Here is a 23,795-nt window from a genome sequence, read left to right on the forward strand (position 1 = left end):
AGCTTTTGAGTAAGTCAAATGCCATTTTGCTTGCGGAAAACACCAAAATGAGAAAGCAAACACAGCTTTTGAGTAAGTCAAATGCCATTTTGCTTGCGGAAAACACCAAAATGAGAAAGCAAACACAGCTTTTGAGTAAGTCAAATGCCATTTTGCTTATTAAATTCAACTTTAGGGACTCCCAAATAAAAAATACTCAATTACTTCTTGTGAGGTGAGCAACATGAGCGCCCATAGCCAAAAGCTGTTAAGAGGATGTTTGAAAAGTTATGATTGATGTATCAAATATTTTTTACCCCACCCTAACCCTCCCCTTATAAAGGGGAGCCACTGCGTTGGGCGGCTTTGCCGACTTGAAGCATGTGGCGTGAGGGAACCGGATTTTCTTATTTCCCCCCAATATATCGGGGGGATTAAGGGGGGTAATAATTCGATTAAAATCACAACATACCACTTTTCAAATAACCTCTTAGATGACCACTCCACAAGATTGAATAATTTATTTGTTGGAAATCCCTTATTCCTTTTTCCGATGTATTAACTAATAACTTAAGTAAGTAGGCAAGAATAAATCAAACTATATTACGTAATATAAAATTAATTAAAGCAGTAAGTACAATGCGTTGGCAACTATTGCCTATATAGAGAAGTGGATATTAGGAGACTTATAGATGAGTGACGAAGATCAGTATGATGTCTTCCTTTGCCACAATAGCAAAGACAAGCCTGAAGTTATAGAAATTGCTAATGAATTAACAACACGAGGAATTAAACCTTGGCTAGATAAGTGGGCACTTCGTCCTGGTTTAGCATGGCAGCCTGCACTAGAGAAACAAATAGAAAAGATTAAATCAGCAGCAGTTTTTGTAGGTAGCAGTGGATTTGGCCCCTAGCAAGATAAAGAGATGAGAGCTTTTTTAAACGAATTTGTAAGGAGAGACTGTCCTGTGATTCCCGTTTTGCTAGGGAATACACCACAGCAGCCCGAACTCCCAATTTTTCTTAGGGGTCATACGTGGGTTGACTTTCGGATAGATACTGAGGCTATGGAGAACTTAATTTGGGGTATTACTGGAAAACCGCCAGAGCGAAAACCAAAGCTACAGCCAGTAATTCAAGCCGATGACCTCAGTTCTGAGAAGGGAGTAAATTATACGCGATTGCGAGATTTGCTAGCAGCAGGCGAGTGGAAAGAAGCGGATGCGGAAACTTTCGCTGTCATGCTCAAGGCATCTAGTAGAGAAGAGGAAGGCTACTTTGATACTAAATCCATCAATAATTTTCCCTGTACTGACTTACGCACCATTGACCAACTTTGGGTAAAATATAGTGATCGGCGTTTTGGCTTCAGCGTTCAGAAGAAAATTTATCTAAGCGTTGGTGAAATCGTACACAGTAAATATTATGATGCCTGGGACATTAAATATTATTATGCCTGGGAGAAATTTGGCGATCGCGTAGGATGGAAAGTGGAAGAAAACTGGATTGATTACTCTGATGTAGCTTTTAACACTTCAGCACCAGAGGGACACCTCCCCAACTTTTTAATTCATATATTCTTAAATAAAGAACATAAAACACTTTTTCTCGCGTCGAGACTTGTGAAATGTAACATTTAAGCACTTCAGACTTTTATAACTATTTTTAACAGGGTTATTTTCTAGGAGTTAATCAATATTTCAGAGATCCGATACCTAGCACTGGGCGCTGATTAATTCTTGTTTAGTCCTCTTGAGAGGACTTTGACTATTAGCCGTAGGTTTCTAACCTATGGCGGGTGATGGGTTCAAACGTGAGATTGTGGACTAAGGTATTTGCATCATTACAGAATGTTGGCATTGCCCACACGTCCGCCTCAGAATAAATTCTGCGGCTCATAGCGAAAGTCATCTGAAGCTGACTGAAATTCTTGTTTTAGCGTGAGTTCGACGGCTCATATCATGTCCGCTTGATTACTTATAAAACCCGGAGAACCCCACCCCGCCAAAGCTCTCCTTTGTCTCCCCTCCCGAAGAGCGGGGAGGGGTTGGGGGTGGGGTTCTTTTTTTGGGCGCTATCGGTGACGCACTATTTATACTTTGTGCAAACAGCTCACTTCAAAATTATTCAGAAGCCTTGTTATTAGCCCTATTGGCACGCGCCTCAGCCGAAGCCATCACCTCATCCATATTCTCTAGCACTTCGCCAGGGAAGTTTTCCAAAACTCTGGTAGAAAGAGCTACCCGCCCTTTACCCTCATCCAAGTCAATAATTACAGCTTTAATTGGCTGACCAATTTTAAATACCTTTTCTAAAGATTCGATGAATTTTTGGCTTACCTGTTTGATATGAAGCAAAGCCCCCATACCATTTAAATCGACAAACACACCAAAAGGTTTGATGCCAGTAACTTTACCTTCCACCAGTTGACCTAGTTCTAATAAGCTGAAGTTGCTAGAACGAGTTGCTAATCGCTGCGAAAGGATGAGTTTGTTGGTGTTACGATTAATTTCCAAAAAGCCCACAGTCAGATTTTGACCTTTGAGTGCTTCTAAATTATCACGCTCTGCCAGGTGCGATCGCGGGATAAATCCCCGCAAAGAGAGAATATCGACGGTGACACCACCTTTATTCACACCCATAACCCGGACTTGCACAGTCTGAGCGTTTTCCTGCATTTCGGCCAGTCGTTCCCAGATGTGCTGAATTTCCAACTGCTTTCGAGAAAGGGTGACTTGACCTTCTGCATCCTGATCTCGGATAATCAAAAACTGCATTTCCTCTTGCAATGGCAGCACCTCCGATAAATCGGTAACTGCTCTCAAAGAAGCCTCATCGCGCGGCAGAAAAGCTGACGATTTGCCACCAATATCGACATAGGCTCCATCATGGTCAAGTTGGAACACTTTGCCATGTACAACCTGTCCCTTTTGAAACTGGTAGTCGTGTTTTTCTAGTGCTTTGGCAAAATCGTCCATTGTAAATGACGAATTGGCTGTTTGAGAAAGTTTCGATTCGGAATTCATGACTTTTGAAGATTAATTGTTATTTGATATGGTGCAACTGGAGTTTAGATTGTCATTTGTCCTTTGTCCTTTATCTCTAGTTTTTAATGACAAATGACAAATAACAAAAAACGAACTTGGCTGCATAGGCTTCAGTTCAGTTGACTAAAGAGTTGTTTGACTTGCTCCCAAGCGTCAGCAGCAGCTTTAGGATTATAACTGGCACGAAGGTCACAGAAAAATCCGTGATTAGCTCCATCGTAGCGAAACGCACGATGAGGAATTTTATATTTTTCTAACTCTGCTTCAATTTCATTTACTTGTTCGGGTGGGATGCTAGCATCTTCTGCGCCAAAGAAGGCATAGAGAGTACCTGGAATTTCTCTGGTGCGAGTGACAGTAGGAGCGCCACCCCCTGGTGTGCGGGTGGTAATTCCAGCACCATAGAAGGAAGCCGTAGCTTTAATATCTGGTAAGGTAGCAGCAAGATATGCGACATGACCGCCAAAGCAGAAGCCAATGCAGCCAAAGCCATCTTTTTTGACTTGGGGCAGATTTTTAAGGTAGTCAATTGCTAGTTGAATATCGCTCAATAACTCTGATGCTTGAGTTTGCATGGCGTAACCTCTGCCTGTTTCAATATCTTCGGGGGTGTATCCGGTTTCAAAGCCAGGAGCAGTCCGTTGAAAAAGTGCAGGTGCAATCACCACATACCCAAGTTTCGCAATCCGTTCTGTAACATCCCGAATATGAACGTTGACACCAAAAATCTCCTGCAATACCACGATTCCTGGGTAAGAACCAGATTCTTTTGGCTCTGCAAGATTTGCAGACACTTGAATATTATCTTGCAAAAGATTAACCGTTGTGGTAATTATTGCTTGCTCTGTCATAATAATTTTTACTAGTGCTATGTGATTAACCGTGTGTTTATTTGATATAACTATGCCAGTATGTCCAGGTTATTTCCAATTAAATTATCAATTACCAATAATGAGCGCATTAGAAATTTCTCCCAGAAAAACTTCATGTGTAAATAAAATATTTGACATGTAGCAAATGCAGCTGGTCACTAAAGGAGTGCTGTGTCCGAAAGCAACACTTATATACTCAGCACTCAGCACTCAGCACTTAGTATTCAGGAGGTTTGCTGATGATTCAATTCCGTATTCAGCCAGACAGCGAAATTCCCGCATCAACCCAGCTGTTTAATCAAATCCGGTTTGCGATCGCTTCCCGGCAATATCCGCCTGCTTACAAATTGCCAAGTACACGGGCGCTGGCAATGCAAACTGGGTTACACCGTAACACCATTAGCAAAGTTTACCGTCAACTGGAGGAAGACGGATTTGTTGAAAGTATGGCTGGTTCAGGAATTTATGTTCGTCCTCAAGGTCATGAGGGCGGTAGCAGGCTGCAATCACCAATTCTCAAACAAAATCCTGATGCATATCAAGTTGTCCAGAAAGCACTTGATGATCTGCTCTGCCAAGGATGTTCACTGAATCAAGCCAGAGAGCTATTTTTAGCGGAAATTGACTGGCGCTTGCGTTGTAGTGCGCGGGTACTGGTTGCAGTCCCATCTTATGACATGGGTGCTGGTGAGTTGATGGTGTATGAATTAGAACGATCGCTAAAAATACCAGTCCAGTTGGTAGCGATGGAAGAATTGACAGCTGTGCTAGATAAAACTACCTCTGCGACAGTAGTCACAAGTCGGTATTTTATCAGTAATGTGGAAGCGATCGCAGCTCCTAAAGCTGCACGGGTAATTCCTCTGGATATCTACGACTACAGCAAAGAACTCAACCTATTGAAAACCCTACCAAAAGAAAACTGTGTAGGCATAGTTAGCCTTAGTTCCGGGATTGCACGAGCAGCAGAAGTAATCCTCCACGGTCTGCGGGGGGATGAACTACTAGTGATGACTTCGCAACCAAAAGATACTTATAAACTTCAAGCTATGGTTAAACGGGCTGAGGTAATTATAAGTGATCAAGCCAGTTTTGCGGCAGTGCAAGCAGCCGTGCAAGCATGTGATGAAGATATTATTCGTCCACCGAAGCTAATTAAGGTTGAGAATTATATCGGCATTAACTCGATTAACTTGCTAAAACGAGAACTGGGTTTGGGTTAATTCAAAGATAATTAAGAGAGGGGTAAAAACATCTACAGCTACTTATCAATCAATAAAGGAACTGTTGAGAGGGGATATGAGTATTCCACTTCTAGACCATCCCATACAAGAGAAACTCGTAACCGTCGCTGATGTTTCTTGGGAGGAATTCAAAGGTATAGAGGCACAGTTAAAGGACAACCGCAATGTCCGACTCTCTTATTTGTCAGGAATATTAGAAATTATGTCACCCATTGGTGAAAAACATGAGGATGTAAAAAGAACTCTTGGATACTTGTTAGAAGCTTACATTAAATAGTTAGGCATCCGGTTCTATGGTCGTGGTGGTTTTACTTTGGAAGAACCTGGGTATACTTCTGGAACACCAGATGAATCTTACAGCATTGGTACAAAAAGAGAAGTTCCTGACATAGTTATTGAAGTTATTATTACTAGTGGAACCATTAACCGAAAGGAGTTATACAAACCCAAGAAAGTGCCTGAAGTTTGGTTCTGGAAATCTGACCAGATAAAAATATTCTGTTTAAATGCGGGTGGTGAGTATGAATAAGTAAACCGTAGTGATTTCTTCCCAAATTTAGACCCGACTTTGTTACTGTAATATATCTATCGGACATCCTGACCAGTATGACGCTGTTGCCGAATTTGTGCAGGCTATCCGAAAATAACTTCTTGCAACTAACTTTGATGCGAGAACAGATAACAAATATCTCAATCAACAAAGAAATTAACAGAGACTTCCAAATAGAGAAATATCCCAAAACTGGCGCAAAAATCCTCTTATCTGGCAATACTTTCACTTTCTTTCAGCAAGCCCTATTTGGATAATTTATTTCTTGGAAATCCTACAATTCATCACACCTATGGTTCTGGTATGGAAATTTGCAAAAACTCTTGCACCCGTTGCAGGTAAGTTGGTGCATCTTCCAACATTGGGAAATGCGCTGTACCGGGAATCATCGCAAATTCAACTTTGTCACTCAGTGCTGCTGCTTGACGCCCCATTTCGGCTGGAATAATTTTATCATACTCCCCCGCCACGAGTAGAGTTGGCACTGTCAGCTTGGCAAACTCTTGCGGCATCACTTCAGCTTGAGCCTTACTGACTGAAGTAAAAATTGTCCCTAAAGCCGCATCGTAATCTGCTTCGAGAAAATCTTGCAAAAAAGCTTGACGCTCAGAATGTGGTATGGAAGTATACAAAAATCTGGCCATAAACATCCGGTCAGCAAATGGGATTTTACTTAACCACTTGGGACGGAATTTCACTACATAGCCACCGAATTTATGAAAGGCACTAAAGGATTTTTCGTCGTACTCAAAAATGCCGCTACAAGTTAAAATTCCTTGTTCCACTCGTTGGGGGTAACGGTTAAAAAATAAAGTGGCAACAGAGGCGCCCATTGAGTGAGCATGAATATAGACACGCTGAATATGCAACCCATCTAACAAAGCTGCCAAATCATCAGCGTATTCCTCTAATTCATAGGTTAATTCTCTAATTGCCTCTGATTCTTCCTGAGGAGACTCACACTCGGCAACAGCTTCACTTGCTTGGGCTATGGTTGGCTTACCACGAGAACGGCCAAATCCCCGCAAATCGTAGAGTAAACAATCAAATTGCTGTGATAAAGCATTAGCGGTATTTTGCCAATACTTAGCCGAACCAGCCCAACCATGCAGAAAAACCATCACTGGTTTTACCAAAGAATCAGATGGTTTTTTTACCCATTCGTAGTAATGCTCAACGCCACGAACATTAATATAAGGCATCTTGAGAGTTAGGAGTTAAGAGTTAGGAGTTAGGAGTTTTTAATTTGGAGTTTTGAGTTAATTACTCATTCTCCACTATTGACTCCTAACTTTACGGGCTAAACCATAGCTATCCGCTAACAGCACTGATTTATGCTGATTCTGGTTTCGGTAGTGAAGATGGATGTATTATCAGTTCGGCAGTCGATCGCTTCTCGACCATCTCTCGTGTTACTGTACAGCGTGTCACATCTTTACGAGACGGTAACTCGTACATTACATCCAGCATAAGTTCTTCGACAATGCCCCGTAAGGCTCTCGCACCAGTTTTACGGCGGTAAGCTTCTTGAGCGATCGCTCGTAAAGCATCTGCTTTAAAATCTAACTGGACATTATCCATCTTCAGCAGTTTTTGGTACTGCTTCACTAAGGCGCTGCGTGGTTGGGTGAGAATCGCCATCAGCGCTTCTTCATCTAGCGGATCTACTACTGCTACCATTGGCACGCGCCCAATAAATTCTGGAATCATGCCAAATTTGACTAGATCATCTGGTGCTAGATGGCGGAGAGTATCTGCTGCCCGTTTTTCCTTCGATTGACCTTCTCCCGGTTGCACAAAGCCTATTGCTTTTTTGCCAACTCTCTGATCCACAACCTTTTCTAAGCCCACGAAGGCACCACCACAGACGAACAAAATATTACTTGTATCAATCTGGATGCAGTCTTGATAGGGATGCTTACGCCCTCCTTGGGGTGGTACGTTGGCGATCGTTCCCTCTAACATTTTCAGCAAGGCTTGCTGCACGCCTTCGCCAGAAACATCGCGGGTAATTGACGGGTTCTCACTCTTGCGAGCAATTTTGTCAATTTCATCAATGTAAATAATTCCCCGCTGCGCTTCCTCTATATCCAAATCCGCCACTTGCAACAGTCGCAGCAAGATATTTTCCACATCTTCTCCCACATACCCCGCTTCTGTCAGCGTCGTAGCATCGGCGACGGCAAAGGGTACATCCAGGATTTTCGCTAGGGTTTGCGCTAAGAGAGTTTTGCCGCAACCAGTCGGGCCAATTAACAAAATGTTGGATTTTTGCAGTTCTACAGCATCATCCGCCCCAGCTTTGCCACTGGCTTTAGACTGAATAACCGCCAGCCGCTTGTAGTGATTGTAAACAGCGACTGAAAGCACCTTCTTCGCTTCGTCTTGACCAATGACGTGTTCGTCTAGATACTTTTTAATCTCTCTTGGCTTGGGTATTTGATTAAACGAAATACTAGAAGAGTGAGTACGCCGTTTTTGAGGCGGCTCTGCTCTTGGTGCTGGTTGTGCTGCCGCACCATTGGTATCGAGTAACTCCTCGTCTAGTATTTCATTACACAAGTCAACGCATTCATCGCAGATGTAGACTCCCGGCCCCGCGATTAATTTACGCACCTGCTCTTGAGACTTGCCACAAAATGAACATTTTAAATGGGAGTCGTACTTAGACATACCAGCCTCTTATTTCAGAATGGTGACGTTTTCCCCTGCTACGGGAAGATTTTGCCTGGAAATGACCTGATCAATCAAACCGTAGTTTTTTGCCTCTTCTGCCGACATAAAAAAGTCGCGCTCAGTATCTGCTTCAATTCTTTCTAAGGGTTGGCCAGTATGGTGAGCCATTAACTGATTCAACTTAGCCTTAACGTAAAGAATTTCTCTGGCTTGAATTTCAATATCAATGGCTTGACCTTGAGCGCCACCAAGTGGTTGGTGAATCATAATCCGGGAGTCGGGCAGAGACATTCGCTTACCGGCAGCTCCTGCTGTCAACAAAAATGCCCCCATGCTCGCGGCTAATCCAAAACAGATGGTAACAACATCAGGGCGAATTTGCTGCATTGTATCATAGATTGCCATCCCTGCGTAGACCGAGCCGCCAGGAGAATTAACATACAGTTGGATGTCCTTTTCTGAGTCTTCGGCGTCTAGGAATAACAACTGAGCCACAATTGAGTTGGCAACAGCATCGTCTATTGGCGTTCCCAAAAAGACAATCCGCTCTCGCAGCAGGCGGGAGTAGATGTCGAAAGCTCTTTCTCCCATGCCAGATTGTTCTACCACCATCGGCACGATGTTGCTAGGGCTGCTCAACTGGGAGTTAATGTTTATTCGACTTTGGTTGCTGATGGGGTAATTTCCCGACTGCGATACAAGCATACAAGCTTTCTTTGACGATAATTGAGGACAAATGTTTCAGCAGCATGTTGCTGCCTTTTCGAGGAATGGGATTTTTCTAAGCTACGTATTAACCATTATGCCTCATATAATTTCCTCTCGTGTAACACAGTATCAAGCTCAGGTGATAACATGTGTTACTATTTGCTGAAATTCATTAATTCTTTAAATTCTTCTGCCTTTATCCCTGAGTTTTCAGGAGTTAAGAGTCATGGGGTATTGGGCATTGGGTATGGGGCATGGGGCATTGGGCATTGGTTATTTCTCCCCCTGCTCCCTGCTCCTCCGCTTCCTTATCTCCCTCATCCCTCTTACCTTACCCATTTCACCAGTACTTTAACTCAGAACTGGTGAACTCATGGCTGTGGGATTTTTTATTATCCTTCTGTGACTTCTGTGGAAGCTTCGCTGTTTTCTTCCTCTGTCTGAGGTGCATCAGCATCAGCATCTGATTCTGCGGCTTCCGTTTCCTCGATGGGACTCAAGGAGCCTTCGGGTACAAGTTCAACTGAGGAATGTTCTAAGAGCCAATCAATGGTTTTTTCGGTTAATAGTTCGTTTTCCACGATTGAGCGCAGTTTATCTTCATCAACATCCTGCTCCTCTGAGTACTGTTCCAAAAGTTCTGTGACTCTGGCTGCGATTTCTTCTGGTGTTACCTCGATAGATTCGCGTTTACCGACTTCCCGTAAGGATAAGGAGCGTTTGATGCGTTCAATAGCTTCAGTGCGCGATCGCTCCCGCAATTGAGGAATAATATCTTGAGTAAACAACTTCCTCACATCCAATCCCTGCTGAGACAGCCGCATTGCTGTTTGCGTTAGCATTGCATCCACTTCTTGCTCAATCAAGGTTGCTGGTAAGTCAACTTCTACGTGCTTGAGCAGTTCCGTTAACAAGGCTTCCTGCTTATTTGTTTTTGTTTTGTCGTCCGCTTCTTTTTGATATCGCTCTACCAAAGAAGCACGTAACTCCTCTAAGGTTTCAAAATCGCTGATTTCTTGGGCTAAATCGTCATTTACTTCTGGTAGTTCCTTTTCCTTCAATTCTTTGAGCGTCACTGTGAAAGTTGCGGCTTTTCCAGCTAAATCTTCATTAGCATACGGATCTGGGAACTGCGCCGCAATTTCTTTGGTTTCTTCCGGATTCATCCCCACTATTCCAGAAATAAAGCCTGGAATAAACTTATCTTCCTGCAACTCAACTTGAAAATCAGTTGCTTCGGCTCCAGGAATAGGTTCTGGTTCGGCTGTTTCGTCTTCGCTCTCGGCTTTGGAGAATACACCTTTAAAATCGACTACGGCAATATCGCCGATTTGGGCTGCACGTCCTTCCACAGGAATCAATGTCGCTAATTCTTGACGTTCCTTGTCGAGGGTATTATCCACTCGTTCTGGATCGTACTTGACTTCTTCAGCTTTAGCTTGCAAATCAGTGTACTGCACTAGATTTACTTCTGGTTCTACATCGACAGCAGCCGAAATTGTCAGGGGTTTTCCTGGTTCATAATTCTTAATCAAATCCTCAAAGGAGGAGCGCAATTGCGGCTGACCGATTGCCGGGATAGCTTCTTGTTTAACTGCTTCCTCAATGCCGTCTTGAATTAGTTCTTCCAGCGCTGCTGCCTTGATACGAGTTGTACCCAGCCGTTGTAGCAATATCGGCCGAGGTACCTTGCCTTTACGAAACCCAGGAATATTGGCAGTACTCGCTAAGTTTTTAATCACCTTTTCGTAAGTTTGCTTGGTAATTTCCGGCGTAATCTCTATTTCCAGGCCAATTTGGCTGGCGGGAAGTTTTTCCTGGGTAACTTTCATGCTTCGTCTCTAGTTTTCTGGTATTTTAATCTCCGAGTACACACAAGACGCAATAATTATTCGCATTTATGGCTTGATGTCTCTTAGGGAGGATGGGAGGTTGTCACAAGGCTTCATGACATCCAAGGATGGATGGTGTGTCCTGGCACAGAGATCCAGTTTACTGCCAATGACCAAGGACTTGACAATTTCCCGTCATAACAATTCTTGACACTCCCAGAGCTTAGAGCGTCTGGGCTTTTTTGCCTAATATTTGTAATAAGTGCTGAATCATTGCGGATTGCAAAGAGTTTAATCCCTATTCCCCAGTCCGTAATCTTCAGTTAATCTGAATTTAGCACTGGAAACTCAGGAATTAATTATTCGATGGGCGAACACCGTGATATCCTGGTTTTCAGCCAGTACTTAGTACTTCAAAGTTATAGCATTGAGTCTAGCTATCTTGTGGTACAGGAGTAAATCTGCTGCCTAGCCGCATAGCTCGATTTCATGGTTTGCCGATTTTATAACATTTGCATCATAATACATTCATCATCCTGGCAACCCACTTTACAGCCAAGACGTTTATTCACCTTACAGATCAAACGCCCAAGTGCAGATATATCTATTTTGATGCTAGATGGCGGTTTGTTGTAGAATACTATAATATAGTCTAGATAAATGAAAAAATTCGATGGCGGTTGTTGTAAAATGCAACATCACTTAACTTATTAAATAACCAAGCAAATAAATTTATTAAATCTATAAAGATAGACTAAATTAGAGAAAAATCTAAATTTATTTCAAGACTGCGATCGCTATTTAAATATAAACAAATTGTCAATTGTTTCAAAAAATTGCAGATAAGTCTCTTAAAGGAGGAAGCAAGTTTGTCGAAATCCTATCGTTTAGCTATTTTGGGAGCAACTGGTGCAGTTGGCACAGAGTTGCTGGAATTATTAGAAAGTCGTAATTTTCCGGTTGCTGACTTGAAGTTATTGGCATCAGAGCGGAGTGTCGGGCGATCGCTGCGGTTTAAAGGAGAAAATATACCAGTAGAATCAGTAAGCGATCGCGCCTTTGAAAATGTCGATATAGTACTAGCTAGTGCAGGTGGTTCCACATCCAAAACTTGGGCAGCAGTTGCTGTAGAAAAGGGTGCAGTGGTAATTGACAACTCCAGTGCCTTTCGGATGAACCCGGAAGTTCCTTTAGTAGTGCCAGAGGTGAATCCACAAGCCGCAGCTAATCATCAAGGCATTATTGCTAACCCCAACTGCACAACAATTCTAATGACTGTGGCAGTATGGCCATTGCATAAAGTTAAACCAGTGCAACGCATCGTGGCTGCAACCTACCAGTCTGCTAGTGGTGCTGGTGCTAGAGCAATGGCAGAAGTCAAAACCCAAACAAGCGCTATACTACAAGGACAGCCGCCAGTTGCTGAGGTATTGCCTTATCCACTGGCATTTAATTTATTCCCCCATAACTCACCATTAAACGATTTGGGTTATTGTGAGGAAGAGATGAAAATGGTCAACGAAACCCGAAAAATATTTGGCACGCAGCAAATCAGAATAACTGCAACCTGTATACGGGTTCCCGTACTCCGCGCCCATTCAGAAGCGATTAATTTAGAATTTGAGACTCCCTTTAGTGCAGAGGAAGCCAGAGAAATTTTAAATTCCTCCCCTGGAGTAAAATTGGTAGAAGATTGGGAAACTAATCATTTTCCGATGCCAATTGAAGCAACAGGTAGAGATGAAGTTTTAGTGGGAAGAATTCGTCAAGATATTTCTCATCCTTGTGGCTTGGAATTATGGTTGTGTGGCGACCAAATCCGCAAAGGCGCAGCATTAAATGCAATACAAATCGCCGAGTTGCTGGTAGAAAAAAATCTACTAAAACCTGCTAAGGCTTACGTTTCAAGCTAGTCATTAGTAAAAATAAACAACTAATGAAAAAGACCAAATATGCAAATCACTTTTGAAAGCATTTGCAGATAGGTTATTCCAATAGAAAACCACCAAGATACAAAAACATGGGTAATCAGGAGTGAAAACAGGGTGGGAGATTTTGGTAATGTTTTAACCGCTATGATTACGCCGTTTAAAGCAGACGGTAGTGTAAATTATGATGTAGCGGCAGAACTGGCAGCGCATCTAGCTAACAACGGTACAGATACATTGGTGGTGTGCGGCACAACAGGAGAATCCCCTACTTTGAGTTGGGATGAGGAATACCAGTTGTTTGTCGAAGTATTGCAGTCCGTGGCAGGAAAAGCCAAGGTGATCGCAGGTTGTGGTTCAAATTCCACCAAAGAAGCGATCGCTGCCACCCAAAAAGCGTCTAAAATAGGAGTACATGGTTCCTTACAAGTTGTTCCTTATTACAACAAACCGCCACAGGCGGGATTGAAAGCGCACTTTCAGGCGATAGCACAAGCCTGTCCCGACCTACCATTGTTGTTATACAATGTCCCCGGTCGCACCGGACAAAACCTTCAGCCAGAAACAGTTGCCCGATTAGCTGAGGTTAGCAATATTGTCGGGATTAAAGAATCCACTGGTAATATAGATCAGGCAAGCGAAATTCGTCGCTTGACACCAAAAGAATTCCACATCTATTCTGGTGATGATTACATGACTTTGCCCTTGTTAGCGATCGGGGCGAAGGGTGTGGTAAGTGTGGCTTCTCATCTGGTAGGAAACCAACTACAGGAGATGATCCAAGCTTTTAGTGCGGGGAAAATTGAGGTAGCCAGCAAGATTCACCTCCAACTCTTCCCGTTGTTTAAAGCTCTATTTCTCACTTCAAATCCCATTCCAGTGAAAAAAGCACTGAAACTTCAAGGTTGGGAGGTTGGTTCAACTCGTCCGCCGCTATGTGAAGCTGACTTAGAAGTAAGTCAAAAGTTAGAAGCGGTTCTGAAAGAACTTAGTTTAATCTAGCCACCAGATGGTTAAGCGCTGGTAATCTGCTGCTTTCTAAAGATACATATAAACAATGACCATAATTGTTCTATAAGTTGCAATTTAAAAACCTGTGCTAGGACTGATAGATATACTATGAATCCTTGAGTGTACAGTCGATTTTATTGAATAAAAAATTGAAGATTTCAATTAAAACTTGATTGCTTTCAGACTGACTTAAGAGGCAAATGATGTTGTCTTAAATACAAGGAAAGTTAACTATCAACTTAATTAACCACAAGTAACAATCTAAGGAGAAAATGGCTAAAAACGAAGCTAATAATTCCGCCTTGAAAATTATTCCTTTGGGCGGTTTGCACGAAATTGGGAAAAATACCTGTCTTTTTGAGTATGACGATGAAATTATCCTGTTAGATGCAGGATTGGCTTTTCCTACAGAGGCGATGCATGGAGTAAATATTGTTCTGCCAGATACCACCTATCTGCGGGAAAATCGCCACAAAATTAAAGGGATGATCGTTACTCATGGTCATGAAGACCATATCGGGGGGATTGCTTTTCATCTCAAGCAATTTGATATCCCCGTGATTTATGGCCCCAGACTAGCAATGGCAATGCTAGAGGGTAAATTGGAAGAAGCAGGAGTCCGCGATCGCACAGAAATCAGAACAGTTCTACCACGTGATGTGGTGCGGATTGGCAAAAACTTTTTGGTGGAATATATCCGTAACACCCACTCCATAGCTGATAGTTTCACTGTTGCCATTCATACTCCGCTTGGTGTAGTCATTCACACAGGTGATTTTAAAATTGATCACACCCCAGTAGATGGTGAAAAGTTTGATTTGCAACGCCTAGCAGAACATGGGGAAAAAGGCGTTCTTTGCTTGCTAAGTGATTCCACTAACGCCGAGATACCAGGATTTACACCTTCAGAACGTTCAGTTTATCCCAATCTTGAGAGAGTATTTAGTCAAGCCACTGGGCGATTGTTTGTCACTACCTTTGCTTCTAGCGTGCATCGGATCAACATGATTTTGGATATCGCGAAGAAGCAGAACCGTGTAGTGACGGTTGTGGGGCGTTCCATGCTGAACTTGATTGCTCATGCCCGCAATTTAGGTTACATCAAGTGTGATGATAATCTGCTGCAACCATTGCACGCAGTCCGCAATCTCCCTGATGAAAAAGTTTTAGTTTTAACTACAGGTTCTCAGGGTGAATTGATGGCAGCAATGACCCGCATTGCCAACAAAGAACATCCTCACATTAAAATCCGCCAAGGAGATACGGTAGTATTCTCTGCTAACCCAATTCCCGGAAATACGATCGCTGTAGTCAACACCATTGATAAATTGATGATTCAGGGTGCAAAGGTGGTCTATGGGCGGGATAAAGGAATTCACGTCTCCGGTCACGGCTGTCAGGAAGAACAAAAACTGATGATTGCCTTAACTCGACCCAAGTTCTTTGTGCCATTTCACGGCGAACATCGGATGCTAGTCAAGCACGCAGAAACGGCTCAAAGTATGGGAATTCCCGCAGAAAACATGATCATTATCCAGAATGGTGATGTTGTCGAACTGACTGAAGATGCAATTCGCGTTGCTGGTAAAGTGCCATCTGGTATCGAATTGGTGGATACTACTAGTTCGGGTATGGTAAGTGCCAAAGTGCTGCAAGAACGGCAACGCATGGCTTCAGAAGGTATTATCACGATCGCAGCTGCCATTGATTGGAATGGTAAACTGTTGGCAAAACCGGAAACTCACCTCCGGGGTGTAGTGACAAGTGTAGAGCGATCGCTGCTACAAACGTGGGTAAAACAACGGATTGAAGAAATCCTCACTGTGCGCTGGTCAGAATTTGCTCCTAGCGAAGGTGAAGCAGCAGATATAGACTGGGGTGGATTGCAAGGTACTTTAGAGCGAGAATTGCAACGTTCCATCCGCCGGGAATTGCAATGTCAGCCATCTGTGACTTTGTTGATGCAAATCCCTGATGAGCCGCCTGTGAAAGTTGCTGACGGCAGAAGACGACGCACTCGGACTGCTGCTCAGGTAGCATCATAGGGAATTCAAGGTAAAAATATCACGTCAAAGCGCAGAGACGCAGAGTTTATCTGAACGTCTTTGCGCTTTGGTGTGAGAGTTAGAGAAAACTCATTGCAAAAAACTAGTCCCAAAGGGAGTTGGAAAACTTACTGTAAAAATTCAAGCTGTCTTACTTATTAAAAGGCTGGACAAGACGATATCCGTATCCTACAGGGGAATGTATATCATGGAAAGTCAAGAAACCTTTGATAACAATTGAGTTTGGAGGAGGTAGAGGTTGACCTGAAAAATCAACAATATCGTAAGTTCCAGCAACTGGAACTTTGTCCCCAGGTAGATAAATTTTTTCTTTCATCATAAAAAGGAATATGAATACAAATATACTAGCAGCATTGCAAAGCTAAAAAAATGTTTCTCTAGCTTTTATAATCCATACATTTAAATGATAGTAAAGACACGTTAGTTTTTGTAGATGAGTATATGGATTGTTGTCGTATTGAATTTTATAGTTCCTCAATGAACCCAGAGGTCTACTAGAACTGGAGTACACACTGTTAGTGGCGCTCCAAACCTTAGATGTTCCCCTAAATCAGCAGCGGCTTCTACAACTATTAGGTTGGCCACTGAACCAAACAAAGTTAGATTCCCTGCCAAAGTTGATCCATCTGCCAACAATAGCCAATACTTAGTGTCACCTGGAGGAACCAGGGGATGCAATAAGAGTACAGCCAGAACATTAGAAATTAAGTTAGATAAGACAACAGTTATACCGAAAAAACTCGCAGCAGAGTTGATTGCATAGGTAAATGGCTAGAGCAAATTCAACTTTTGCGTGACTCGCGTCAGGATAAACAATCCAGAAAACATTACCAGCAGGTTCCAATCCATCTTTTGCAAAATGCGCTGGGGTTTAACTCGCCGAGTGATTAGCAACAAGCTAGCAGCAACTAAAGCAGACTCCCCTAACGGTAAACCAACAGTAAATACAATCAGCAGCCCAATTGTGATGACTAATGTTTTATTAAATAAGGGTTTAAAAATGCGTTGGTTGCTAGTAGGTAATCGTTAGCAGGGTTTGACTGAGCGCACATCTGGGTAAAGTAGCCACAAAAATCCTACCTGAACTACCAAGCCCACTAGGGCAGCTGGGGTCAATACAGGCAGAAAATCTAGATAGGAGATGCGTGAGAAGGAGCCAATCAGGATATTTTGAGGATTACCGCTCAAAGTTGCTACCGAGCCTATATTTAGTTGCACCTGCGATCGCTAGTAAATAAGGAATCACATTTAAACCCAAAGCTTGAGTCAGGCTTAAGGTTAAGGGTCTAAAAAGCAGCAACGTCTACAGACTTCTCTCTACTTCTAAGGTATTCAACCAGCAATTAACAGGACGTTTTGACGTGGGAAAGTGGGAATACGGAGAGGAAAGACGCCTACTAGGGCATTACCGATATTTATACTTAGCAAAAATACTTTCAGCAAGGCATTATATTAAGGTTTGTAAATGTTACACTAAAACCTATCCAATGACAGATGTCTTTACTAAAATTTAAACTGTGTCAAGTTATGAACAAGATCGTAATATTACACTACCGATCCCCAGAAAATTGCGATTAACTTGACGTAGTAATAAATTAAGTTCTGACTTAAGTGGCCATTCAGGTATTGTATTATATCGCAGTCAGGACGCGATTCTTCCGGTAAAGGTCGTAGCCACGTTGTATATATTCATCAAAAAGGTGAATAGCCTCAATTACGCAGAGGATTAACCATGAAGGTATTCGACATTACCACAAAAAAGATTTTTCTGGCAAGCTGGGTATCAATCAATCAAGCAGAGACTAGTGACCAGAAAGTAACCCAGCTAAACCATTCTGCTTCCAAGCCTTACTGGGATATTCTCCAACCCCTACGGCAACGGGTAGAAAACATTCAAGTCCGCGATCGCCAAATAGCTCACCGTTTATGTAAACTGATTCCATCTCAGTGCCCCTTTGAGCGAGATGTCAAGTTATTTGGGAAAACCTTGTTTCACATTCCGCCCATGTGCAAGCTTAACCCCTTATATGAAGAAGTGGTTGGTTTACGTTTCCGAGCGCTGTGCTATCTAGCCGACGAATGCGGCGAAGATGTATCCCAGTACTGCTGAGTGCTGAGGGAAAAGTGAGGAGTAAAGAGTGATGAGTGAGGAATTAAAACTCCTAACTCCTAACTCCTAACTCTTAACCCCTAACTCCTAACTCTTAACCCCTAACTCCTAACTCTTAACCCCTAACTCTTAACTATTTTTTTACTATTTTTTTTACTATTTTTTTTGCCATTTTTGGATAGCATCCTGAGCATCTTCGTAAGCGCCTGTCTCCTCTGGCACTAAAGCAGCGGTCGCAATTGCGGCATTGCTTTCTCCTTCCACGGCGCGACGCTTGGCCAGGTCTAAAATTTTCTCACTCCATTTATTGATCGATTTTTGGGCAGTATCGAAGCCTGGTTCTCCTGGTGGTACTTTTTTGGCAACTTCGATCGCCCGATTGTAGGTAGATGCCTGTCCAGACTTAATTAAGGCATTAGCTGCATCTAAAAGAGTTTTGTTACTCACATACTGCTTGCCCTCTAAACGCCACAGGTTAATTGCTGCTTGTGCTTTGGCATAGGGGGCTTCATCTTTGGTGATTAATCGAGCGGCAGCAATAGCGCTAGCATACTGTCTTTGTTTAGCACGACCCTCTGCTAAATCTAAAATCATCCGGCTCCAAATCTTAATATTCTCTTGAGCTTGTTCGTACAGTGGTTCACCGGGTTGGATTTTCTGGGCTGTAGCGATCGCCAAGCTCAAATCGCTAGCCTGAGTTTGTCTGAGCGACATTTTCGCCAAGTCTAATACTGCTTGATTCCGCTTTTTCGACTCAGAATTAGAGGTTATTTGGGCGCTAGATTGGTTGTTGAATCTAACTAGTGGAGTGCGATCGCTTGGTAAATTCTCGATCACCTGGCGATCGCTAGCAGTAGCATTGGGTGATGTGCTTGATATTTGCTTAATTCTAAAAGTTTCTTGATTACGGAGAAAAACTACGGCGATTAAACCTGCTACCAGCAAGCTGCCTCCACCCCACAAGATAAACTGTTTCCAAAAAGGGATGTTTGGCTGATTCGGTGGCAATCGAGAGACGTAACCTTTGGAGGAGTTGGGGATAAATCTTCCCCTGGTATTCACTCCTAAAGAAGTTTCTGCCATTGGCTGGGAAACTAAGCTAGTAGCTGACTCCTGCACTGGTTGACCCTTAGACTTCTCGACCTTGTGAGCCTTCACCTGTTGGGAGGAGTTCACAGTAGATTCTCCCCATCTCCCCCGTTCTGCTGAAGTTCTAGGATAATCATCGAGGGGAGGAGCTGCAAGGGCAACAGCAAAAGATTCTTCGGGATAAATCACCGATTCTGATTGAAACTCACTTTCCATTGCCAATTCTGGCAAGATTACCTGCGCTCTTGATGGGATGATAGTGGCAGGGTTTTGGACAGGACGCCAGTGGTGGTGACATAATTTTGGCATGAGCAGGCTTAGGTAGCTTTCTAAATCTGCCAAGTTGCTGCCATTACCAGAACGCAAAGCTTCTAACAAAGCTGCTGTAAAGAATCCGTGACCTAATTCGCTGCTTTCGTGGGAAAATTGCTCTGGTTGGCAAGAAAGAATTGTCGCGAGTTGTAGTTCTTGCGCTAGTTCTATTGTTTCTTCGCCAACGGGAGCATCCGCTTGGGTGCCAAAAGCGCGGTTGATATCGAGTAGTAGCAATACATTTAGGTCAGCAAGTTGCAGACTTTGCATTAGCGATCGCAATTCTATGCCAGTCTCTTGCACCATTTCGGGGTTCCCTTCCGCTGGCATTAAATAATCTTTGCCTTTGTAATTGACCCCATAACCGCTAAAGAAGAACCACAGATAGTCTTCTGGTTGCCAACTTGTCGCTGCCAAATCCTCAAGCAGCAGCAGAATATTCTCTTTAGTCGGATAGGTGGATCTATCGCCAATCGGCGGCGAAGTATCTGTCATTAACAGACAGTGTTTGGGGACAAAACCTGCATCTGTCGCCAAAAATTCCTCTAGTGCCTCAGCATCTGCTTGGGCACAACTTAAAGGTTGAAATAACTGATATTGATTGATGCCAATCGCGATCGCCCAGTAATTTGCCATCCCGCTCTTTGTCAGTTATTGTTTGCTGGTCTTAAAATTGCGGTTGGCTTTGCCAAAAAAACAAAGCTAACCTATGTCTTATACTCTAGGTGATTCTGATCGAATCTTAAGTTAGAATGTAATTTTTATTACGTTAATTGACCGGAAAATACTTTCACCTAATTTCAATAACAGATCATCACTAAGGAGATAGAAGGTCATGAGCAAGATTTCTGCTCACCTACCATCATCGATCACTCCCTTTTCAGTTATTAGCCAAATTGCCAGAAGAATCCGGATAGTTCCTTTAGTAGTTTTGCTTATATCTAGCGTTCCTGCGTGGTTTGTGACGGAAGCGATCGCACCTCAGGTTGTGCGAGCTTACACAGCTAGAGTTGATCTAGCTATTGACCGCTTGCCAGATGAAAACTACGAAACCGTTCTCCGGAGAGCGGAAGCAGCGGCTAGGGCAGCTGCTCAACGGAGCTTTGACCAAGATATCTTGGTGACAGATGTTTCAATCATTGTGTCCGTACAAAATTATGGAGCGATCGCACCAGTTCTGACATTAGATGTTAGTCGTCCCCAATGGCGATCGCGCCCGGATGCTCAAAATTGGGCTACTTACTTCAAAACTGCGCGATCGCTACTTTTCTTTGAAAATAGCTCTAATCCAGTTCCAGCAGCTAGCGGTGTGTCAACCCAAAAATGAGGGGTTGAGCTACGCACGGAGATGCAAAGAGGGGAAGATCCAAAGAGGTCACTCTTGGAATTCCCTCTGTCTTCGTGTCCTATTTCAGTCTCAACCGATCAATTCAACTTACCTATTGTCCTTGGCGTCAGTGAATGGCCTAGAATAAGAAGGTTGTCAAGAATCGCGATATCTGCTGACATGGCTGTTCCTAAGAAGAAAACTTCAAAATCAAAACGAGATAAACGTCGAGCTACCTGGAGGCATAAAGCCGTCGTCGAAGCTCAGAAAGCCCTCTCTCTGGGCAAGTCAATTTTGACTGGACGTTCTACATTTGTGTATCCAAGTGCTGAAGAAGAGGAAGAAGAATCATAATTCCCCAGTCAGGAAAAGCATAAACAGCACCAATCTTCTTACCACTAGATAAACGCTTTTTCTTAGCTTTCCTGATTGCATTATGAATCATAGACACTCTACACAAGCTCATTAGATCGAGAAAAATTGGTAGTGAGTAATTGGGAACATCCATTACCCATTACCTATGATTCATGAGTAATGATCAAGTAATCATATAAAGAGTAAAACATCTGGTACTGTTGGCAACTCAGTAAAAAGCTTGTAAATACCTTGAGAAAACTTATTTTTCTCCAACTATGCTAGGAAAATTTTTTCATAAACCAGGAAAGGAAGAAGCGGAACGCGTCCCTCCTGGTCAACACTTAGCTAAAGGTTTCCCCGTATTAACTTACGGTGCAACTCCCCAAGTCAGCACTGAGGAATGGGAGTTTCGAGTTTGGGGTTTGGCAAAACCTGCTACCTTTAATTGGTCAGACTTTATGGCGCTGCCTCAACACGAATTTACGGCAGACTTTCACTGTGTAACGCGCTGGTCTAAACTCGATGTCAAATGGACTGGCATAAAAGTGACAGATTTCATGGGTCTGATTGAGCTAGACCCCAAAGTAGCCCACATTATGGAACACTGCTACGGCGGCTACACTACCAATATTTCTATAGAAGATTTTATGCATGAAGAAAACTTCTTTGCTTTTAAAGTCTTTGGAGAAGCCCTTCCATCTGAACACGGTGGCCCGATGCGGCTAGTTGTACCCCACCTCTACGCTTGGAAAAGTGCTAAGTGGATTAATGGTTTAGAGTTTTTAGCTGGTGAAGAACTTGGTTTTTGGGAGCGCAATGGCTACCACCGTCGTGGTGAACCTTGGGCTGAGGAGCGTTACAGCAACGCTTTTGGGTTTTAATAGTTAGGAGTTAGGGTTTTAATAGTTAGGAGTTAGGAGTTAGGAGTTAGGAGTTAGGAGTTAGGAGTTAGGAGTTAGGAGTTAGGAGTTAGGAGTTAGGAGTTAGGAGTTATTCAATTTTGAATTTTATACTTCGGCGTGACACTTGCGCCTTGGCTCAGTACCAATCAGTTGAACGGGTTTAAATTTTAGATTTTTCCTTCAATCCAAAATTCAAAATCTAAAATTGATAAAGTTAAGAGTTATAGATTTATTATTTTTCACTCCTCACTCATAACTTTTAACCCAGAAGTTTCTTGATTAGCGGCAATTTGCCCTCATAAGGAGCGTATCGCCATTTTAAATCCAGCCAGAAAGAGTTTTGCAATACACTTTTTTCATGGGAAAAGGTGTTAAAACTAGCTTTGCCGTGATAGTTGCCAATACCGCTATCTCCCACCCCACCAAATGGTAAAGACGAGGCACCAAACTGCATCATTGTGTCATTGATACAGACTCCACCAGATGAAGTTTCGTGCAAAACTCGCTTTTGCAGGTTTTTGTTTTGAGAAAATAAGTATAACGCCAAAGGTTTGGGTCTAGAGTTAATCAAGGCGATCGCTTCGGCAATATCAGTATATTTAATGATGGGTAGAATAGGGCCAAAAATTTCTTCCTGCATTACAGAATCTTCCAAAGAGACATTATCAATCACTGTGGGGGCAATATAACGCTCTGAAGCTTGAGTTTTTCCACCAATGATAACTTCACCATCTTTAAGAAAGTTAACCAACCTATCAAAGTGTTTTTGACTGATAATCCTGGCATAATCAGGACTGTTTGCTGGATTATTGCCATAAAATTCTTTTAAGCATTTTCCCAGACGATCTATTAAATCTTTTTTGATTTTTTTATCAACTAAAACATAATCAGGGGCGATGCAAGTTTGTCCAGCATTAATAAATTTGCCCCAAGCAATTCGTCTGACAGTGTGTTCAAGATTAATGTCACTATCTACGATACAAGGACTTTTACCGCCCAATTCTAAAGTAACTGGTGTGAGATATTTTGCCGCTGCTGCCATGATGATTTTGCCGACGGCTGTGCCACCAGTAAAAAAGATATGGTCAAACTTTTCTGCCAGTAGTTTTTCACTTGCTTCAACACCTCCTTCAACCACTGCAATATAAGCTGAATCAAAATGTTTGGCAATAATCTTAGCAATGACATCAGACGTATGAAAAGCAATCTCTGAAGGTTTGATAATTGCACAATTCCCGGCTGCGATCGCACCTATTAACGGTGAGATAATTAAGTTAAATGGATAGTTCCAAGGCCCGATAATTAAGACAACCCCTAACGGTTCTGGATAAATTCTAGCTGAGTATGAAAAAAAATCCCAGGAAACCGCTGCTTTTTTGGGCTTAGTCCAGTCTTTAAGATGTTTTATAGCATAATCAATTTCCTTAATGACGCTGATTTCTGTAAGGTAAGTCTCCAATTCTGGTTTATGTAAATCTGATTGTAATGCCTGAATTATTGCCTGGTCATGCTCAATAATTCCTTGCTTGAGAGTTTTGAGTTGCTCAATGCGAAAATTGACATCTTTAGTTTTACCAGTTTTAAAAAACTCTCGCTGATTCTGGATAATATCGCCAACGTTAGATAATTCAGTGATAATCATTGTTTTTTACCATAAAAAACTATTTATTTAATGTTAACGCTGTGAGAGCAGCATATTTTATTCATCAGTTTTTAGTGTTTGACTGTCTAGTTTAAATATTTACTTTAAATTATTGGTAGAGAGTAGTAAAGTTATAAATTATG

General features: G+C 42.5%; 21 protein-coding genes and 2 pseudogenes. 13 read left to right on the forward strand and 10 right to left on the reverse strand.

Features of this window, described 5'->3' with window-relative positions; genetic code table 11:
• The 3 genes and pseudogenes from V7K30_RS19595 to V7K30_RS19605 all read left to right on the forward strand — a co-directional run.
• A pseudogene (locus V7K30_RS19595) lies at positions 1 to 218 on the forward strand (hypothetical protein); the annotation flags it as partial.
• A 453-nt stretch (positions 219 to 671) separates the two neighbouring features.
• Complete coding sequence (locus tag V7K30_RS19600; RefSeq protein ID WP_335002066.1) at positions 672 to 893, forward strand: toll/interleukin-1 receptor domain-containing protein; 222 nt, start codon at positions 672 to 674, stop codon at positions 891 to 893.
• 54 nt (positions 894 to 947) lie between these two features.
• Positions 948 to 1,619, forward strand: coding sequence for a GUN4 domain-containing protein (locus V7K30_RS19605; RefSeq protein ID WP_335002068.1), 672 nt, complete (start codon positions 948 to 950; stop codon positions 1,617 to 1,619).
• A 130-nt stretch (positions 1,620 to 1,749) separates the two neighbouring features.
• Here V7K30_RS19605 and V7K30_RS19610 read toward each other — a convergent pair whose 3' ends face one another.
• The 3 genes from V7K30_RS19610 to V7K30_RS19620 form a co-directional block, all read right to left on the reverse strand.
• Entirely contained in the window at positions 1,750 to 1,878 is a 129-nt protein-coding gene (locus V7K30_RS19610) for a hypothetical protein (protein WP_335002069.1), read from the reverse strand.
• Between the two features lie 224 nt (positions 1,879 to 2,102).
• Positions 2,103 to 3,005: a S1 RNA-binding domain-containing protein gene (locus tag V7K30_RS19615; protein WP_335002071.1), complete on the reverse strand. Its 903-nt coding sequence runs from the start codon at positions 3,003 to 3,005 to the stop codon at positions 2,103 to 2,105.
• Between the two features lie 131 nt (positions 3,006 to 3,136).
• A complete protein-coding gene (locus tag V7K30_RS19620; protein ID WP_335002073.1) occupies positions 3,137 to 3,877 on the reverse strand; it encodes a dienelactone hydrolase family protein in 741 nt (246 codons plus the stop codon).
• Positions 3,878 to 4,137: 260 nt separating this feature from the next.
• On the opposite strand from V7K30_RS19620, the gene V7K30_RS19625 reads away from it, so the two are divergent.
• From V7K30_RS19625 to V7K30_RS19635, 3 genes are all read left to right on the forward strand, one after another.
• Positions 4,138 to 5,121: a GntR family transcriptional regulator gene (locus V7K30_RS19625; RefSeq protein WP_335002075.1), complete on the forward strand. Its 984-nt coding sequence runs from the start codon at positions 4,138 to 4,140 to the stop codon at positions 5,119 to 5,121.
• 76 nt (positions 5,122 to 5,197) lie between these two features.
• Positions 5,198 to 5,419, forward strand: coding sequence for a hypothetical protein (locus V7K30_RS19630; protein WP_335002076.1), 222 nt, complete (start codon positions 5,198 to 5,200; stop codon positions 5,417 to 5,419).
• Between the two features lie 36 nt (positions 5,420 to 5,455).
• Positions 5,456 to 5,671, forward strand: coding sequence for a Uma2 family endonuclease (locus V7K30_RS19635; RefSeq protein ID WP_335002077.1), 216 nt, complete (start codon positions 5,456 to 5,458; stop codon positions 5,669 to 5,671).
• Positions 5,672 to 5,982: 311 nt separating this feature from the next.
• On the opposite strand, the gene V7K30_RS19640 is transcribed toward V7K30_RS19635, so the two are convergent.
• The 4 genes from V7K30_RS19640 to tig all read right to left on the reverse strand — a co-directional run bounded on the left by V7K30_RS19640 (position 5,983) and on the right by tig (position 10,908).
• A complete protein-coding gene (locus V7K30_RS19640) occupies positions 5,983 to 6,894 on the reverse strand; it encodes an alpha/beta fold hydrolase (RefSeq protein WP_335002079.1) in 912 nt (303 codons plus the stop codon).
• A gap of 130 nt (positions 6,895 to 7,024) precedes the next feature.
• Complete coding sequence (gene clpX / locus V7K30_RS19645) at positions 7,025 to 8,365, reverse strand: ATP-dependent protease ATP-binding subunit ClpX (RefSeq protein WP_335002080.1); 1,341 nt, start codon at positions 8,363 to 8,365, stop codon at positions 7,025 to 7,027.
• A gap of 9 nt (positions 8,366 to 8,374) precedes the next feature.
• Positions 8,375 to 9,073 (reverse strand): ATP-dependent Clp endopeptidase proteolytic subunit ClpP, encoded by a 699-nt coding sequence (gene clpP / locus V7K30_RS19650; RefSeq protein WP_335002082.1) that lies wholly within the window; start codon positions 9,071 to 9,073, stop codon positions 8,375 to 8,377.
• Between the two features lie 395 nt (positions 9,074 to 9,468).
• Positions 9,469 to 10,908, reverse strand: coding sequence for a trigger factor (gene tig / locus V7K30_RS19655; protein WP_335002084.1), 1,440 nt, complete (start codon positions 10,906 to 10,908; stop codon positions 9,469 to 9,471).
• An 869-nt stretch (positions 10,909 to 11,777) separates the two neighbouring features.
• On the opposite strand from tig, the gene V7K30_RS19660 reads away from it, so the two are divergent.
• The 3 genes from V7K30_RS19660 (at position 11,778) to V7K30_RS19670 (ending at position 15,892) form a co-directional block, all read left to right on the forward strand.
• Positions 11,778 to 12,821, forward strand: a complete 1,044-nt coding sequence (locus tag V7K30_RS19660) for an aspartate-semialdehyde dehydrogenase (RefSeq protein ID WP_335002086.1) — start codon at positions 11,778 to 11,780, stop codon at positions 12,819 to 12,821.
• Positions 12,822 to 12,953: 132 nt separating this feature from the next.
• The gene (dapA, locus tag V7K30_RS19665) at positions 12,954 to 13,838 is read left to right on the forward strand and encodes a 4-hydroxy-tetrahydrodipicolinate synthase (RefSeq protein ID WP_335002088.1); all 885 of its coding nucleotides are present in this window, start codon (positions 12,954 to 12,956) and stop codon (positions 13,836 to 13,838) included.
• 281 nt (positions 13,839 to 14,119) lie between these two features.
• Positions 14,120 to 15,892, forward strand: coding sequence for a ribonuclease J (locus V7K30_RS19670; RefSeq protein WP_335002090.1), 1,773 nt, complete (start codon positions 14,120 to 14,122; stop codon positions 15,890 to 15,892).
• 495 nt (positions 15,893 to 16,387) lie between these two features.
• On the opposite strand, the pseudogene V7K30_RS19675 reads toward V7K30_RS19670, so the two are convergent.
• Positions 16,388 to 17,210: pseudogene (locus V7K30_RS19675) on the reverse strand (SLC13 family permease); the annotation flags it as partial.
• A 435-nt stretch (positions 17,211 to 17,645) separates the two neighbouring features.
• Here V7K30_RS19675 and V7K30_RS19680 point away from each other — a divergent pair.
• On the forward strand, positions 17,646 to 18,023 hold the full coding sequence (locus tag V7K30_RS19680; RefSeq protein WP_335002092.1) for a Mo-dependent nitrogenase C-terminal domain-containing protein: 378 nt from the start codon (positions 17,646 to 17,648) through the stop codon (positions 18,021 to 18,023).
• A gap of 156 nt (positions 18,024 to 18,179) precedes the next feature.
• On the opposite strand, the gene V7K30_RS19685 is transcribed toward V7K30_RS19680, so the two are convergent.
• On the reverse strand, positions 18,180 to 20,060 hold the full coding sequence (locus V7K30_RS19685) for a caspase family protein (protein WP_335002094.1): 1,881 nt from the start codon (positions 20,058 to 20,060) through the stop codon (positions 18,180 to 18,182).
• Positions 20,061 to 20,259: 199 nt separating this feature from the next.
• On the opposite strand from V7K30_RS19685, the gene V7K30_RS19690 reads away from it, so the two are divergent.
• The 3 genes from V7K30_RS19690 to V7K30_RS19700 all read left to right on the forward strand — a co-directional run bounded on the left by V7K30_RS19690 (position 20,260) and on the right by V7K30_RS19700 (position 21,989).
• Positions 20,260 to 20,751, forward strand: a complete 492-nt coding sequence (locus V7K30_RS19690) for a hypothetical protein (protein ID WP_335002096.1) — start codon at positions 20,260 to 20,262, stop codon at positions 20,749 to 20,751.
• A gap of 180 nt (positions 20,752 to 20,931) precedes the next feature.
• The gene (gene rpmF, locus V7K30_RS19695; protein WP_322642982.1) at positions 20,932 to 21,105 is read left to right on the forward strand and encodes a 50S ribosomal protein L32; all 174 of its coding nucleotides are present in this window, start codon (positions 20,932 to 20,934) and stop codon (positions 21,103 to 21,105) included.
• A 278-nt stretch (positions 21,106 to 21,383) separates the two neighbouring features.
• Positions 21,384 to 21,989 carry a sulfite oxidase-like oxidoreductase gene (locus V7K30_RS19700; RefSeq protein ID WP_335002098.1) on the forward strand — a complete coding sequence of 202 codons (606 nt, stop codon included), beginning with the start codon at positions 21,384 to 21,386 and terminating at the stop codon, positions 21,987 to 21,989.
• A 280-nt stretch (positions 21,990 to 22,269) separates the two neighbouring features.
• Here V7K30_RS19700 and V7K30_RS19705 read toward each other — a convergent pair whose 3' ends face one another.
• Positions 22,270 to 23,652: an aldehyde dehydrogenase gene (locus V7K30_RS19705; protein WP_335002099.1), complete on the reverse strand. Its 1,383-nt coding sequence runs from the start codon at positions 23,650 to 23,652 to the stop codon at positions 22,270 to 22,272.
• Positions 23,653 to 23,795: the final 143 nt, after the last annotated feature.

The sequence above is a fragment of the Nostoc sp. genome (assembly GCF_036917655.1).
Classification (GTDB): Bacteria; Cyanobacteriota; Cyanobacteriia; order Cyanobacteriales; family Nostocaceae; genus Nostoc.

Excerpts from the sequence above, each read along its gene's own strand:
- V7K30_RS19600 (WP_335002066.1), top strand. The coding sequence starts at position 672 with ATGAGTGACGAAGATCAGTATGATGTCTTCCTTTGCCACAATAGCAAA.
- V7K30_RS19610 (WP_335002069.1), bottom strand. The coding sequence starts at position 1,878 with ATGAGCCGCAGAATTTATTCTGAGGCGGACGTGTGGGCAATGCCAACA.
- V7K30_RS19615 (WP_335002071.1), bottom strand. The coding sequence starts at position 3,005 with ATGAATTCCGAATCGAAACTTTCTCAAACAGCCAATTCGTCATTTACA.
- V7K30_RS19620 (WP_335002073.1), bottom strand. The coding sequence starts at position 3,877 with ATGACAGAGCAAGCAATAATTACCACAACGGTTAATCTTTTGCAAGAT.
- V7K30_RS19625 (WP_335002075.1), top strand. The coding sequence starts at position 4,138 with ATGATTCAATTCCGTATTCAGCCAGACAGCGAAATTCCCGCATCAACC.
- V7K30_RS19630 (WP_335002076.1), top strand. The coding sequence starts at position 5,198 with ATGAGTATTCCACTTCTAGACCATCCCATACAAGAGAAACTCGTAACC.
- V7K30_RS19640 (WP_335002079.1), bottom strand. The coding sequence starts at position 6,894 with ATGCCTTATATTAATGTTCGTGGCGTTGAGCATTACTACGAATGGGTA.
- clpX (WP_335002080.1), bottom strand. The coding sequence starts at position 8,365 with ATGTCTAAGTACGACTCCCATTTAAAATGTTCATTTTGTGGCAAGTCT.
- clpP (WP_335002082.1), bottom strand. The coding sequence starts at position 9,073 with ATGCTTGTATCGCAGTCGGGAAATTACCCCATCAGCAACCAAAGTCGA.
- tig (WP_335002084.1), bottom strand. The coding sequence starts at position 10,908 with ATGAAAGTTACCCAGGAAAAACTTCCCGCCAGCCAAATTGGCCTGGAA.
- V7K30_RS19670 (WP_335002090.1), top strand. The coding sequence starts at position 14,120 with ATGGCTAAAAACGAAGCTAATAATTCCGCCTTGAAAATTATTCCTTTG.
- V7K30_RS19680 (WP_335002092.1), top strand. The coding sequence starts at position 17,646 with ATGAAGGTATTCGACATTACCACAAAAAAGATTTTTCTGGCAAGCTGG.
- V7K30_RS19685 (WP_335002094.1), bottom strand. The coding sequence starts at position 20,060 with ATGGCAAATTACTGGGCGATCGCGATTGGCATCAATCAATATCAGTTA.
- V7K30_RS19690 (WP_335002096.1), top strand. The coding sequence starts at position 20,260 with ATGAGCAAGATTTCTGCTCACCTACCATCATCGATCACTCCCTTTTCA.
- rpmF (WP_322642982.1), top strand. The coding sequence starts at position 20,932 with ATGGCTGTTCCTAAGAAGAAAACTTCAAAATCAAAACGAGATAAACGT.
- V7K30_RS19700 (WP_335002098.1), top strand. The coding sequence starts at position 21,384 with ATGCTAGGAAAATTTTTTCATAAACCAGGAAAGGAAGAAGCGGAACGC.
- V7K30_RS19705 (WP_335002099.1), bottom strand. The coding sequence starts at position 23,652 with ATGATTATCACTGAATTATCTAACGTTGGCGATATTATCCAGAATCAG.